Below are 15,083 nucleotides of genomic sequence, written 5' to 3' on the forward strand. Positions count from 1 at the left end.
AGCAGCCTTAGCCCCATGTAATCTAGGACTTTAGCCGCTTAAATAGTTTATATTCTTAATTTTATACTTCCTACAATTCCTGATTTAAGTTTGGCATAACAGATTTGTTTTCCTGATTTGAGTTAACCAAACTGTTAGAAATTACAAAAGCAATTACAGCCGGTATAATCCATCCAAATCCTACACTGGATAACGGAACATATTTAAAAAAACCAATGCTATTTGTTGTTAAATCATTTATAGTATTTAAAACACTTACTATTAAAACTGTGTATGTAGTTATAGTAACTACCTTATTATTTTTCACTATATCACCAAGTAAGGTAGTAACTATTAAAACAATTACAATTGGATATATGATTTTCAAAACTGGATTTGCCAATTTTACTAAACTATCAACATCCTGTGTAGCCATTACTCCACTTACTAAAGCAATAGCAATAGCAATACTTTCGTAAGACAATTTACCCTTGAATAGCTTAGCAAAGAATCTTGATCCAGCTGAAAGGATTCCTATAGCAGTCGTTAAGCATGCAAGCGAAACACATAAACTAAGTATAACACTACCAATACTACCTAGGTCTAATCTAACAATTGATGTAACCAAACTAGTTCTAGATATACTTTTTGAAAACAAGGTAGTTGTTTGAGTTCCAAGGTACATAAGTCCAGTATACACAAAAGATAAACCGATTAAAGACACTAAAGCTGATTTCAAAGTTATCTTCATTATATCTTTTTGGCTCTTATAACCTTTTGCTTTAATAGACAAAAGAATTATTGATGAAAATATAACACCAGTCATAGCGTCCATTGTCTGATATCCTTCTATTAATGCTTTTGAGAATCCACCTTCGTAAGATGTAGTTACAATTGGTCCAATAGGATGTATTATTCCTTTAACTATAATTATAGCGAGCATTAATAAAAGTGCTGGTGTAAGTACTTTGCCTATCTTGTCAATTATTGAAGAAGGTTTAAGCGAAAATGCAAGCACTATTACAAAAAAAACTATAATTGATATATTCTGTCCAATTGATGGGAATAAAGGATGTATTCCCAGTTCGAAAGTTGTTGCAGCTGTTCTTGGAATTGCGAATAAAGGACCTATAATAAGAACTAAGACTATAGAGACTATTACAGAAAATATTGGGCCTACTCTATCTGCCATTTTTTTAAAATCACCATTTATTTTAGCACAGGCAATTATAGCACATATAGGAATACCAACTCCTGTAATAAGGAAGCCTATAATTGAAGATAACATTTTATCTCCGGCTGCCCTTCCTAATGCTGGTGGGAAAATTAGGTTTCCTGCACCAAAGAACATTGCAAATAATGCAGAACCTATAACGATTGAATGTTTTGTTGAATTTTTAATTTAAATAACCTCCGTCTTAATTAACATAAATAATTTTTTAAATAAATAATTTATTATTTTATGTATAAATCTGATACTCTTACGCCTAAGGCGTGTGGTCCTTAAATATATCGCCTCCTTTAATATCTTAAACAAAATATAAAATGATAATTAATTAATGATAAGGTTGTTTTAGTTGTTCTATATTTGTTTTCTATAATTACAGTATATCACAAATTGTGTATGTTGTCAATATTCCTATACACAGATAAAATTTTAATTTCTTATACTATCCAACTCACGCCTCAACGAGTGGGCTTTCTACACAAAAGCATTGTAATTTTACCATTTAATCTTGCTTTAAATAATAATTACTTTATAATATATATTATACAATAAAAAGAACGGATGTGTTATAGTGAATTTTCCATTTAATAAAATAATATCAAAAAAAGACCATAAACCTAAACTTATGGCATTAGATTTTTTTAAATACATTGGACCTGGTTTACTAGTAACCGTAGGATTTATAGACCCTGGAAATTGGGCAGCAAATGTTTCTGCTGGTGCTAATTTTGGATATACTCTACTTTGGATGGTGACTCTTTCAACTATTATGCTTATTGTTCTCCAGCATAATGCTGCCCATCTTGGGATTGTTACAGGAAATTGCATATCAGAAGCATCTACTGCTGCATTAAAACCAAGACTGAACAAATTAGTGCTTGGTTCTGCTGTACTAGCTGCAGTATCTACTGCCCTTGCAGAACTTTTAGGTGGTGCTATTGCTTTAAATATGTTATTTGGTATACCTATAAAGCTCGGAACAGTGTTAGTTTTAGGTTTGATCTTATGGATGCTCTTCACAAATTCTTATAAGAAACTAGAAAGATGGATTATTGGGTTTGTTTCTATAATAGGAATATCTTTTATATTCGAATTAAGCCTTGTACATATCGAATGGGGAAAAGCTATGATAAGCTGGGTTAAACCTTCATTTCCTAAGGGATCTATTCCAATAATAATGAGTGTTCTAGGCGCAGTTGTAATGCCCCATAATCTATTCCTTCATTCTGAAATAATACAAAGTCGTCAATGGAATCTAAAGGATGAAAGTGTAATAAAAAAACAACTTAAATATGAATTTATGGATACTTTTTTTTCAATGATGGTGGGTTGGGCTATAAATAGTGCTATGATACTTATTGCCGCAGCTACTTTCTTCGCACAAAAAGTTCAAGTTACAGAACTCAATCAGGCTCAGCAAATGCTGACGCCATTACTTGGAAGCATAGCCTCCGTAGTCTTTGCTTTAGCACTACTCTTTGCTGGAATATCTTCGTCAGTTACTGCCGGTATGGCCGGTGGTAGTATTTTTGCAGGAATATTTGGAGAACCATATGATATTCATGATATTCATACTAAGCTAGGCGTAGGAATTACTTTAATTGGTGCTACAATAGCTATATTTTTTATATCGGAGCCATTTAAAGGTCTCATCTATTCACAAATGTTCTTAAGCATACAACTTCCTATAACTATATTCCTTCAGATATATCTAACTTCTTCTAAAAAAGTTATGGGCAAATATGCTAACACTAGATTTGATAAGATTGCTCTTTGGATTATTGGACTTATAGTAGCTGCACTTAATATAATGCTATTATTAAGCTATATATTGTAAATTTAAATAACAAAAAAAAGGCAACTATTAGTTGCCTTCAGTATTTCATTTAGTCATTTTGTCATGTAGTCTCTGGTCAAAGGCAAATCATTATTTACACCTTTGGCAAACAATATTTGATGAACATTAATATTACCACAATTAAATGATGCAGCACAAGCATTCAAATATAATCTCCACATTCTTATAAATGTCTCATCTTTAGTCTTTTCTATTATAGGAAGAGCATTTTCAAAGTTTTCAGCCCAATGTTCAAGTGTCTTTCCATAATGCCTTCTAAGACTCTCTATATCAATTAATTCAAGTTCTAGTTCTGCTATATCTGAAATTATAGTTTTAATTGCAGGTACATGTCCACCTGGAAAAATGTATTTATCTATCCACGTATTATTACCGCCTTCATTTACTGCTGTTATACAATGAAGTAAAGAAAGTCCTTTATCTTTTAATAAGTCATTTACTATATGAAAATATTCAGATAAATTTTCTAGTCCTACATGTTCGAGCATTCCTACACTAACAATTCTATCAAAACTCATATTTTTTATTTCTCTGTAATCTTGAAGTTTAACTTCTACTAAATCTTCTAGTCCCTCTGCTTTTATTCTTTCATTAGCCTTCTGTAGTTGTTCTAAACTTAAAGTAACTCCAACAGCCTTTACCTTATATTGTTTTGCTGCCCTAATTATAAGTTCTCCCCATCCACATCCTATATCAAGTAAACTTTGTCCTTCTTTTAAGTTTAGTTTTGTTAAAATATGATTTATTTTATTGTTTTGAGCTTCGTCCAAAGTATCCGTATCATTTTTAAAATATCCACAGGAATAATTCATAGAATCATCAAGCCATAATTTGTAAAAATCATTTCCAATATCATAATGAAATTGTATATTATCCTTACTTCTTTTTATACTGCTTTTAAACTTCTTTATGAGTTTTTCATATTTTTCACTTTTACAAAGAAAGCTTTCTTCGTTATTGTATAGGGACTCTATAACCTCTTGTACATTACCCTTTATGTCTAATTTTTTTGTCATATATGCTTCTCCAAGCGTTATGGATGGATCATTTACAACATCCCCCTTTGATACCTTCTCATTAAAAATAAGTTGAAACTTACTCTCACCTTCACCAAATTTTTCTACACTCCCATCCCAAAACTTAATTTCAAAGGGATTAGAAAATATGCCTTTAAATAAAGTGCTATAAAATAATTTATCACCAACCAAAATTTATCACTCCTTAATTAAATATTAAATCTAATTTACTTATTTATTATTTTAAAAAATATAATTGTATTAGTTATGCATTTACACAAATTCACTATAGCAATTTGTACAATATTAAAATATAATTAACCTAGTTCACCCCTATTTAAATTAATATAATTCTTATAATAATAGTGCTTTTTATAGTAAAATTAAAAGATTACTTAACGTTATATATATATTATCATGCTTTTTAATTTATTAATCAATATCTAATTGTACAAATATTAAACGTTAATTTTGTCTATATGCACATCGATTATTTAATTTATCGTATTTATTTTTATAACTTAAAAGGAGATGTACTTATTGGAAATCTTAAGTAGCAAATTAGCTAAAAATATTGTTGAAAGGACTATGGGCGCTGTTAATTATAATATAATTATAACCAATACATTAGGCATTATTATAGCGTCAGGAGATAAAACCAGAATTGGAGATATCCATGAAGGAGCAATAATAGCGCTTAAAAGAAATTCAGAATTTAGTGTTAGTGAACATGGAAGTGAGAAATTAAGCGGTGTACATTCCGGAACTAACCTAGTTATAGAATTTCAAAATAGGGTAGTTGGAGTAATTGGTATTACAGGAAAACCTAGCGATGTTTTAGGTTATGGTAAATTAATTAAAATGACAGCAGAAATGATGATTGAACAAGAACATGTATTGACAGAACTCGAAAGTAACAAGAGGATGAAGCAAGAGGTTATGCTAGCACTTATATATAATAAACAAGATTCTCTTTCATTATTAAAAAAACATATTAAGGGATTTGAAATTCCATACAATTATCCTATGTTTATATTTATAATTGAAGTAAATTTTGAAGATAATTCAGATAAAATTGATTTAAATATGTTAAATATAATAATAACCCTATTAGAAGTGACATTTATGGAATCATTAGCGACCATAATCAATTCGCAAACCATTGTAGTATTACATAAATGTCTGCATATTAACAATGAAATCCAAGATTATAATGAAAAAATAAAGGAAATCAATGAAAAAATATGTACTCAACTAGGGGTTACTGTAAAGATATCAGTTGGAAAAACATATGACAACTTAAATGACATGTATAAATCTTATAGTATAGCTAAAGAAACACTTATATTTGGTGAAAAGATTTACCCTAACCATAATATTTATTTTTTTAATTCACTAAAATCTGAGATGTTATTTTCTCAAAACAATGAAAAATGGAAGATCGATGAATTAGCAGAGACCTACAAATTAGTAGCTTTAAATGATAATGATGGAGTACTAAGAGAAACGTTAAAAGTTTTAATAGAAGAAAATGGAGAGCTTAACAATGTATCAAACAGGTTATTCATTCATAGAAATACCATTAGATATCGCTTAAATAAAATTCACAAAATTACAAATAAAAACCCTAGAAACTACACTGACCTATTTTGGCTTTATAGTGCTATGCTTAACTCTTAATTCAACTTTATTTGAACGATAAATCGTCCATTTGTTTAACATAAATATCATAAGTGATATTCCTATGAAAATAATTGCGCTTTTCCACCATAGTGCACGATCTTGATTAATATTTGTATAAGATAAATTTGAAATATAAATATTAAATATGGAATATCTATTAACAACTGCAGTGGAAAGAAAAATTGCATTGATTAAAAAGCCTCCAACTATTCCTCCTATACCAGTACATAAAAAATTGGAAATTGTCATGGAACACACCCCGAAAAAAATCGAACATGACATGCAAGTAATAATTGTCTTAAAATAGCTCATTAAAATAATCGTACCTATAACATTACCATGTGATTTATCAGTCAAAAATAAATCAATAAAAAATACAATACTAACCATTACGAATATAAAACATAAGTTGATGAATATTCTTCTAGCCATGATACCCAATTTATTTCTATTAGTTAAATAAAAATTATCCATAGTTTTATGTGAATATTCTACACTGTAAATATTTGCAAATATAATTACCGATGCCCATGCTATAGTTCCTAAAATTGAGGTTCCTATTTCTGTTACCCCCGTGTTGACAGTAAGCATTGTAGTTATAGTAGAAAGTAGTAATATAAATGCAATGGATAATTGAATTGGTGAGGCAGCTATTTTTGCATTATATTTTACAAACGCAAAAGCTCCACTGTTTTTAGGAGGATTTAAATGCTTTATTGAACTAACATGAGAAAATTTGAACTTTCTACTTCGTTTTCTAGACTCGCTAGTTCTATCCCAAATGCGGCATGACGCTAAAAGGAAAATCACACCTAAAATACAAAGCCCAATACGATTGATAATATAGGCTTGCATTTGCTGAGGTGGAACTAACTGATAAAATTTATCGTATGACATAACTGTGGCAAGCCACATCCATTGCACTGAAGTACCATCTGGTAATGTTATTGTTATACTAGAAGATAATAGAGTGATAAAAAAAAGTGGTATCGCAGCAAATCCATTTCTAAATAAAAGAGAAACTAAAACCATAAGACTTGCGTAAAATAAAATAGTTGGAACGGTGTAGAATAATATATTTGTCCATAATGCTCCTAGATATAAGGGCATTCCCAATTTAGAACAAAATATGGTCTCCCAGATACTAAAAATCATAGTATTAAATGCTATTGCAAATAAACACATTGAAAATGCACCTGTAAATCTTGCAGTAATATAGGTAATCTTTGATATTGGCTTTGAAAGTAACAGTTCATGTAAAGACGGTTGCAGTTCCTTTTGGAAAAGAAATGCAAAAAAGAGTATAAAGATAATTGATACATACATAGCAGTATCTTGAGCATACTGCCGTGCAAAAGAAGTAGAAAATGTTTGATTTGTCTCATGTAAATAACTCATAAATTCTGAATATGTTGCGTCCATTTTATCCCCACTCATTGTATATTCATTATAAAGCATATCTTGACCGTATCCAATTTTTTTAACTGATGGGAATTTAGTGTACATCTGGTTCTCAACATCTCTAAGCGTATCCTTTGTCCATGTTTCTCGTGAGTAAATTGTTGATGATAGCCATTTAATAATTTTATCTGAATCCTGCTTGTTATTCTCTATAAATCTATTGGAAATCCCTTTTATAAAATAGGTATTTCGATCTTTACCTGCAACAGGTATTGAAGCGTTATCTGCTGTACTGGAGCTTAATATACTAGTTAAATCTGCTGGTGTCTTAAGTTGATAATGATTAAAATATTTAATACTAGCACTAATAGATACCACCAGCAGCATACAAGTTAATAGCCAAAAGAATTTACTTTTAGCTTGAATCTTTATTTCAAAACCAACAATTTTTAACCAAGATTTCATTTACTCGCCTTCTTCTGTATTAGATTTCTTACATAAATATAAGCGTCCTCTATGTTAGGATTTTCAGTTACCGAATCTTCTACTTTAAAATCACTTATAAAACGAACACATATACCTTTGCTTGTGTAAACACTATTTGTAATAGTATGTTGTTTGCTAAATTGGATTAGTTCAGCTTCATTCTGAACATTTTTTGTAAAAACATGATTGTTCGCAATATTAATTAAATCAGGAACCGATCCAGTGAATATTATTTTACCTTTTTCCATGATAGCTAGCTTATTGCAAATACTTGCGACGTCTTCCACTACATGGGTGGATAAGATTATAGTTCGCCCCTTAGAAACCTTGCTTAAAAGCATTCGGATTCTAATACGTTCTTCTGGATCAAGACCAGTAGTTGGTTCATCTACTACTAATAGAGAAGGATTATTTAGCATTGCTTGAGCTAATCCTACTCTACGCTTCATTCCGCCTGATAAATGCTTGATTTTCTTATTGGCATGTTCTTCTAGATTTGTTTCAACCAGTAATTTATCAATTTGGTGCTTCCTATCTGAAAGACTCATTAAAGATAATACTCCGAAGTAATCCAAGGTTTCACGAACTGTTAGATTAGGATGTAATCCCAGTTCTTGAGGTAAATAACCAATTTTACATCTTATTTTTGAGGCATTTTTTGAATTGATAATTGTACCATCCATATTAACTGTACCGCTAGTTTGATTCATTAACGTTACAAGAATTCGCATTAATGTAGTTTTCCCTGCACCATTTTCTCCCAAAAGTCCAAAAACTCCTTCTCCAATGAAGAGAGATATGTCATTAAGTGCCATTGGTCCATTATTATATTGCATTTTTAAATTAGATATTTCTATGAACATGTTTATGCCCCCCTCTGTTTTGTCTATTCATAATTCCTATTTAGTTAAGTAATATCAGTCTTTAAATAATATGTAATACACATTGTAATTCCAATTATAAAAGTTGAAATTGCAAGAACTATGCTTACACTTGATAATGGAATTGAATTATTTATTATCATTATATCTTGCCTATAAATATTAGTTTTGAAAGAATTGTTCATTATTTGTATTGGATAAGTAAATGGAAGGTACTCTATAATCCCTACCTTAAGCTGGGGTACACACATATTAAATGTGGTTATAATCCCCCCATAAACCATTGGCAAAATAATATTTCTACTTACTTGTGCTATAAAAATAGCACTTGGCAAAATTGCATATTGGGCAACTAAAATGTAAAGATTCATTTTTAAATGATCTAAGATTATCCCATTTGTAAGTACTTCATGAGGAAGTAATGCTCCTGCCAAAACAGCAAATAAAAGCTGTAAAATCATAATACATGATGTCATTATTACTATAGTTAAAAATTTTGATATAAATATTTTTGTCCTGCTAGTAGAGTAGGAAAACAAGGTTTGGGCAGTACTATAAGAGAATTCTCTTGTGTAAATATATGAAGAAATAAATATATACATAGGTAGGTTAATTAATGATGCTGAGATTATTTCTTCTTGTAAAAGATACGTATCCCATATAATTAAATTATACTCAGCATGATATTTTATATATAATAATATTGGGGGAATTAAAATTATTATAGCTAAGGCTAAAAATAAATGTGATTTCTTTAACTTTAAAAATTCACAATAAACAAGATTAAACATTACCCTCTCCCCCTGTTAGCCTTACAAAATAATCTTCTAGATTGTCCACACTAAGCTGCATCTCATGAAGTTCCAGATCATTGTTAATGAAAAGTTTAGCTATTTGTGACCCCTTATCAAGATTTTCATAAATTCTTAGAACATTTTTTTCTAATACATCAAAATCCTTAATATTAAGTTTGTTTCCAAGCAAGAAACAAGCTTTTTTATCATCACTTACTTTTACCCTAAGATATTTTCTATTTCTTCTCTGAAGTTCTCGATAGTCTATTTCTTCAAGTAGTTTCCCCCTATGAATAACTCCTATCTTTGTTGCTATATGTTCGATCTCACTTAAAATATGGCTTGATATAATAATAGTTATACCCTTTTTATTTTTTAGTTCTAACAATATTTCTCTAATATCTCTTATGCCAAGAGGATCTAACCCATTAGTTGGTTCATCTAAAATAAGTAGTTCTGGCTTATGTAGTATCGCTCTTGATATGCCTAGTCTTTGCTTCATACCTAGAGAGTAATTTTTAACCTTTTTATTCTTAATTTCATCATAATTTAGTCCCACTATTTCTAAGGCTTCCTTTATATACTCTATATTTTCTATACCTGCCATTCTCCTATGTATCTCTAAATTTTCCTCTGCAGTTAAATTTGGATAGAATCCAGGATACTCTATTAATGAACCTATTTTTTTATATATTTTCTTTGAATAATTATTCTGTCCAAACAGTTCAACCTCCCCTTCTGAAATTCTTATAAGTCCCATAAGCATTCTTAAAGTTGTAGTTTTTCCCGCACCATTCTGTCCTAAAAATCCATATATCTCACCCTTTTCTATGTTAATATTTAAATTATCTACTACGGACACTCCCTTGTATTTTTTAGTTAAATTATGCGTTCTTATTACATATTCCACAAAATCACCTCATTACATATTAAAAGGACTATGCTTTAATAATAAACCATAATCCTTAACTCTCATTAACACACTTCTTACACGTTTCTTAACTTTTTAATAAGGAATCTTACGTAATATTCCTAAGTGTTATCTTAAACGTTGTTTTTTCATAGGGCTTACTACTAACTTCAATGATTCCTTCATGCTTTTCTACTAGTTTTTTTACTATAGCTAAGCCCAGACCACTACCTCTTTGTCTATTATTTTTTGATTTGTCCACTGAATATAAGCGTTTAAAAATATATGGCACTTGGTCCTCTGGTATTCCTCTACCCCTATCCCATATTTCCAAGACCACGCTATCCATTTCCCCCTCTAAACTCACTCCGATTACTTTTCCCTCTGCTCCGTACCTTAGAGCATTAGCTATTATATTTTGTATTACTCTATAAATAGCCCCTTCATCAGCTCGGATAAATAAATCCACACTTGAAATATCTATTACTAATTCAATACCATTAATTTCAAAATCCTTTATGAAGGATAATATACACTGTCTCATAATTTCAGTGATATTCACTCTTTTAAAAGTTAGTACAACATCACTAGAGTCAAACTTTGCTAAACTAAAAAATTCTTCAATTAGCCCCCTTAAGATTTCTCCCTTTGTACTTATTATCTCTAAATATTCCATGCGTTCTTCATCATTTAAGCTATTATCATCCCTTAGCATTTCAATATATCCTAGCATAGTTGTGAGTGGAGTCCTAAAATCATGGGATATATTTGATATCATCTTTTTCCTATCCACTTCATATTGTTTGTTCAAGAAAACTATTTTTTGAAATTCATCTATAAGTCTATTCAAATTAATAATTAACTCTTTAACTCTAGGATTATAGTCATAAATCCTAATCCTTTCATTAAAATTTCCATCTATAACTTCTTTTATATTATCTGAAACACTATGTATTTTTATATTTTGAAATACTATAACTAAAACTAGAATAATAGTTGTGATCACAAATATGTATATCATTTTAAACTCCCCAACCTATACCCTATTCCCCAGACAGTCTCTATATATTTAGGCTTGTCAGGGTTGTCTTCAATTTTATTTCTTAATCTCCTGATATGAACCATCACAGTATTATCATCTCCCAAATATTCTTCTCTCCATACAGAACTGAATATTTGGGCCTTCGTAAACACTTTATTGGGATTTTTAAAAAATAACTTTAATAGCTCATATTCCTTTGCCCTAAGATTAATTGTTTTGTCTTTTTTTATAGCTGTATAATTATCTAAATCAAACTTTATTTCTCCATACTCTATGGTATTCCCCATAATATCATTGCTTGAACTATAATACATATATCTTCTAAGCAGAGCTTTTACTCTTGCAATAAGCTCTGCTATTGCAAAAGGCTTTACTAAATAATCATCTGCGCCAAGCCCTAAACCTATGATTCTATCACTCTCTTCCGCTTTTGCAGATACCATAAGTATAGGTACCATACTTTTCATTCGAATTCTTCTCATAACCTCTATTCCATCGATTTTGGGAAGCATTATATCTAAAATAAATAATTTGCAATTTTCTTTTTCCCAAACACTAAGTGCCTCTTGTCCATCAAATGCACAGGAAACTCCATACCCTTCTTTAGTCAAAGCTTTTTTTATCATATTACTTATGTCCTTATCATCCTCAACTATTAAAATTTTAATATCTTCCATAATAAGCCACCTCATAAATTTACGTCTTTTATTCTCTAATCAACCAGTTTGAGTTAAATCATCTCCTGGGTCGCTGCAATATTAACTGTTATATTTGTAATTATATACTTAATTGGTAACAATTTAAATAATATAAAATTTAATGTGTCTAAAGTGGTAGAACCACATATAACAATGAAAACTTTATAAAATCAAAAAATACTCTACCACTAATTATAATGGTATAATTCATTATATGTATGCGCGGGAGACCTATTCCCTAATACAGTAGATACAAGGAGGGGAATGAAATTAAAAATAGTGATTTGATTTATAAAACTTATTTACAGATTTTGAAAGAAGAGTTGATACCTGCAATGGGCTGTACTGAACCAATTTCAATTGCATATGCGTCGGCAAAAGCTAAAGAAGTATTAGGTCATACGCCTGATAGAACTATTGTAGAAGTGAGTGGCAACATTATTAAAAATGTTAAAAGTGTTATAGTTCCTAATACAGGTCATTTAAAAGGAATTGCTGCTGCAACAGCAGCTGGTATTATAGCAGGCAACCCTGAAAAGAAACTAGAAGTTATTTCAGATGTATCTAATGAAGATAAAGAAAAAATTAAAGAATACTTATCTACTTTTCCTATAGAAGTTAAACTTATAGATACGCCATTTATATTTGATATACAGATAACTGTATTTTATAAAGAAACATATGTAAAAGTAAGAATTGTAAACTATCATACCAATATTATTTTAATTGAAAAGAATGGTGAGATACTTTATCACAAAGAAGCAACATCATCAAATGAAGAAGGTCTTAGTGGTAAAGATTTACTAAGCGTAAAAGATATTGTTGATTTTGCAGATTCTGTGGATATAAAAGATATAGAAGATATTATTGGTAGACAGATTGATTATAATTCGAAAATCGCAGAAGAAGGATTAAAAAATAGTTATGGCGCCAATATAGGAAGTGTTCTAATTTCAACATATGGCTCTGATGTTAAAGTAAGAGCAAAGGCGAAAGCAGCTGCCGGGTCAGATGCCAGAATGAATGGATGTGAACTACCTGTCATTATAGTTTCCGGTAGTGGTAATCAGGGAATGACAGCTTCACTGCCTGTCATTGAATATGGTAATGAATTAAAAGTTTCAAGAGAAAAACTTTATAGAGCTTTGGTTATTTCAAATTTAGTTACAATACATCAAAAGACTGGTATAGGAAGACTTTCAGCTTATTGTGGCGCTGTTTGTGCAGGCGCTGGAAGTGGAGCAGGCATTACTTACTTATATGGAGGAGGGTATCGAGATATTTCTCATACAATTGTTAATGCATTATCCATAGTTTCTGGAATAATTTGTGATGGCGCTAAAGCATCATGCGCGGCTAAAATTGCTACATCTGTAGATGCCGGAATTCTAGGCTATCATATGTTTAAAGAAGGGCAGCAGTTTAAGGGTGGCGATGGTATTGTGAAAAAAGGTATTGAAGCTACTATATCAAATGTAGGTAAACTTGCAAAAGAAGGAATGAAAGAAACCGACAAGGAAATCATCAAAATTATGATGGAAAATTAAAAGGTAGAGACTTTTTTTAGTCTCTACCTTTTAATTTAATTTTTTTTTTACATATTATTTTCTATAGGTCTTACGTCGCAACCATGCATAGAGTTACTTATATTATAGGTGTTACTTAACACTCCAGAAATATTTCCATCAGAATCTACCGCTATAACTTTTAGAGTTTTGGTAGAATTTATCTTAATATATCCCCTATAAGGTGTGCTTTTAGTTGTTGGATTACTACCATCTAAAGTATAAAATGCCCTCAACGGTTGTGAATACCTAGCATAAAGTTGAACCATTATACCCCTATTATAAGAACCTGAAGCCATACTAGCTATCGGTGTAGGTATTAATGTAGGCAATAGTGTAGGCAATGTTATAGGTGTTGTTACAGTAACTGGTGCCATAACGGGTGTAATAACAGAAGTTGTACTACTTATACCTTGTATTAATCCATATCCATATAAGGAATCTCTACCTACTACTCCAAGATCCGCCACATTAGTATCCAGTAATTTTCTTAATTGAACATTAGTATATTCTGGATATTTCTCTTTTAAGATAGCCAAATCTCCTGCTACAAAAGGTGTTGCCATAGATGTACCACTCATTTCTTCATATCCACCATTTAAGTAAGTACTCATTATATTAACCCCTGGTGCACTTACTTCTACCTTATTTCCAGTTGACGAGAAATATGCTCTAGTATTTGTAGAATCCACTGCACCAACTGCAATAACAGAATCATAGTTAGCAGGGTATTCAACATTAGTCCCGGTTCCTTTAACATTTCCATCATTACCAGCCGCTGCCACTATCAGTATTCCCGCTTTATAAGCTGTATCAACAGCATTTTTGAGAGTAACATCTGACTGATCTGATCCTAAACTCATAGATATAATATCCATTTTATTTTCTATAGCCCAATCTATACCAGATATTATGTCTGAAGTATAACCACTACCTGTTGAGTCAAGTGCTTTTACAGCATATATTGACGCATCCGGAGCTACTCCTTTAACTCCACCATTTAATCCTTGGCCAGCAATAATTCCTGTTACAACTGTACCATGTCCATTATCATCAGCATATGATGTTGTCTTTGAACCATTTATTACATTAGTCCCACCAGCAACTGTCAAATCCGTATGTGTAGCTGCTCCTGAATCTATAATTCCAATTTTTACTCCTTTACCTGTTAATCCAGATTGAACGGAGGCCGCTGCATTTATATCACTTATACCCCAATTTGTGTAGGTAGTTGATGACATTTTAACTACTTTATCTTCTTCAACGTAGGCTACATTTGAATCCTTTTTTAAACTTGCAAGACTTTGAGTAGTCATATCAGCTACAACTGCATTAACATGTTTAAATTGATGTTTTAATTTTCCACTATGCTTTGCTACAGTTTGGCTTTCATTAATACTGCTTGTCTTAAATTTAACTATATATCTTTTCGTACCACCCTGCACTGTTGTCGCCGCAAAAACTGTTCCACATGTTAATATAATAAATAATGTTGTCGCTAAGAATATCGTAAATAACTTTTTTGACTTCACTCTACCCCAC

General features: G+C 30.8%; 12 protein-coding genes and 1 pseudogene. 3 read left to right on the forward strand and 10 right to left on the reverse strand.

Going from position 1 to position 15,083, the window contains the following annotated elements; genetic code table 11:
• Positions 1–70: 70 nt before the first annotated feature.
• Positions 71–1,381 carry a branched-chain amino acid transport system II carrier protein gene (brnQ, locus tag KPL54_RS08775; RefSeq protein ID WP_309245373.1) on the reverse strand — a complete coding sequence of 437 codons (1,311 nt, stop codon included), beginning with the start codon at positions 1,379–1,381 and terminating at the stop codon, positions 71–73.
• Positions 1,382–1,503: 122 nt separating this feature from the next.
• Positions 1,504–1,578 (reverse strand): annotated as a pseudogene (locus KPL54_RS08780) (IS200/IS605 family transposase); the annotation flags it as partial.
• Positions 1,579–1,832: 254 nt separating this feature from the next.
• Between KPL54_RS08780 and KPL54_RS08785 the strand changes: the two are divergent.
• The gene (locus tag KPL54_RS08785) at positions 1,833–3,044 is read left to right on the forward strand and encodes an Nramp family divalent metal transporter (RefSeq protein ID WP_216106377.1); all 1,212 of its coding nucleotides are present in this window, start codon (positions 1,833–1,835) and stop codon (positions 3,042–3,044) included.
• 53 nt (positions 3,045–3,097) lie between these two features.
• Here KPL54_RS08785 and KPL54_RS08790 read toward each other — a convergent pair whose 3' ends face one another.
• Entirely contained in the window at positions 3,098–4,273 is a 1,176-nt protein-coding gene (locus tag KPL54_RS08790) for an SAM-dependent methyltransferase (RefSeq protein WP_216106216.1), read from the reverse strand.
• A 348-nt stretch (positions 4,274–4,621) separates the two neighbouring features.
• Between KPL54_RS08790 and KPL54_RS08795 the strand changes: the two genes are divergently transcribed.
• Positions 4,622–5,761: a CdaR family transcriptional regulator gene (locus KPL54_RS08795; RefSeq protein WP_216106217.1), complete on the forward strand. Its 1,140-nt coding sequence runs from the start codon at positions 4,622–4,624 to the stop codon at positions 5,759–5,761.
• On the opposite strand, the gene KPL54_RS08800 is transcribed toward KPL54_RS08795, so the two are convergent.
• From KPL54_RS08800 to KPL54_RS08825, 6 genes are all read right to left on the reverse strand, one after another.
• Positions 5,726–7,630 carry an ABC transporter permease subunit gene (locus tag KPL54_RS08800; RefSeq protein WP_216106218.1) on the reverse strand — a complete coding sequence of 635 codons (1,905 nt, stop codon included), beginning with the start codon at positions 7,628–7,630 and terminating at the stop codon, positions 5,726–5,728. The two genes, KPL54_RS08795 and KPL54_RS08800, sit on opposite strands and share 36 nt — an antisense overlap.
• Positions 7,627–8,514 carry an ABC transporter ATP-binding protein gene (locus KPL54_RS08805; protein ID WP_216106219.1) on the reverse strand — a complete coding sequence of 296 codons (888 nt, stop codon included), beginning with the start codon at positions 8,512–8,514 and terminating at the stop codon, positions 7,627–7,629. The genes KPL54_RS08800 and KPL54_RS08805 overlap by 4 nt, the downstream gene beginning before the upstream one ends.
• 44 nt (positions 8,515–8,558) lie before the next feature.
• Complete coding sequence (locus tag KPL54_RS08810) at positions 8,559–9,323, reverse strand: ABC transporter permease (RefSeq protein ID WP_216106220.1); 765 nt, start codon at positions 9,321–9,323, stop codon at positions 8,559–8,561.
• Positions 9,316–10,236, reverse strand: a complete 921-nt coding sequence (locus tag KPL54_RS08815; protein ID WP_216106221.1) for an ABC transporter ATP-binding protein — start codon at positions 10,234–10,236, stop codon at positions 9,316–9,318. The genes KPL54_RS08810 and KPL54_RS08815 overlap by 8 nt, the downstream gene beginning before the upstream one ends.
• A 109-nt stretch (positions 10,237–10,345) precedes the next feature.
• Positions 10,346–11,257: a sensor histidine kinase gene (locus KPL54_RS08820; protein WP_216106222.1), complete on the reverse strand. Its 912-nt coding sequence runs from the start codon at positions 11,255–11,257 to the stop codon at positions 10,346–10,348.
• Positions 11,254–11,955, reverse strand: a complete 702-nt coding sequence (locus tag KPL54_RS08825) for a response regulator transcription factor (RefSeq protein WP_216106223.1) — start codon at positions 11,953–11,955, stop codon at positions 11,254–11,256. The genes KPL54_RS08820 and KPL54_RS08825 overlap by 4 nt, the downstream gene beginning before the upstream one ends.
• A gap of 290 nt (positions 11,956–12,245) precedes the next feature.
• Here KPL54_RS08825 and KPL54_RS08830 point away from each other — a divergent pair, with 290 nt between their 5' ends.
• The gene (locus KPL54_RS08830) at positions 12,246–13,523 is read left to right on the forward strand and encodes an L-cysteine desulfidase family protein (RefSeq protein ID WP_309245374.1); all 1,278 of its coding nucleotides are present in this window, start codon (positions 12,246–12,248) and stop codon (positions 13,521–13,523) included.
• A gap of 47 nt (positions 13,524–13,570) precedes the next feature.
• Here the strand turns inward: KPL54_RS08830 and KPL54_RS08835 are convergent, their stop codons facing one another.
• Positions 13,571–15,073, reverse strand: a complete 1,503-nt coding sequence (locus KPL54_RS08835; protein ID WP_268038356.1) for a S8 family serine peptidase — start codon at positions 15,071–15,073, stop codon at positions 13,571–13,573.
• Positions 15,074–15,083 lie beyond the last annotated feature (10 nt).

It is taken from the genome of Clostridium estertheticum (genome assembly GCF_018861295.1).
In the GTDB taxonomy this organism is placed as follows: Bacteria; Bacillota; Clostridia; order Clostridiales; family Clostridiaceae; genus Clostridium_AD; species Clostridium_AD estertheticum_D.

What these genes read in the sequence shown, in the direction of transcription:
- KPL54_RS08785 (WP_216106377.1), top strand. Translation starts at nt 1,833, where the DNA reads ATGGCATTAGATTTTTTTAAATACATTGGACCTGGTTTACTAGTAACC.
- KPL54_RS08800 (WP_216106218.1), bottom strand. Translation starts at nt 7,630, where the DNA reads ATGAAATCTTGGTTAAAAATTGTTGGTTTTGAAATAAAGATTCAAGCT.
- KPL54_RS08805 (WP_216106219.1), bottom strand. Translation starts at nt 8,514, where the DNA reads ATGTTCATAGAAATATCTAATTTAAAAATGCAATATAATAATGGACCA.
- KPL54_RS08810 (WP_216106220.1), bottom strand. Translation starts at nt 9,323, where the DNA reads ATGTTTAATCTTGTTTATTGTGAATTTTTAAAGTTAAAGAAATCACAT.
- KPL54_RS08820 (WP_216106222.1), bottom strand. Translation starts at nt 11,257, where the DNA reads ATGATATACATATTTGTGATCACAACTATTATTCTAGTTTTAGTTATA.
- KPL54_RS08825 (WP_216106223.1), bottom strand. Translation starts at nt 11,955, where the DNA reads ATGGAAGATATTAAAATTTTAATAGTTGAGGATGATAAGGACATAAGT.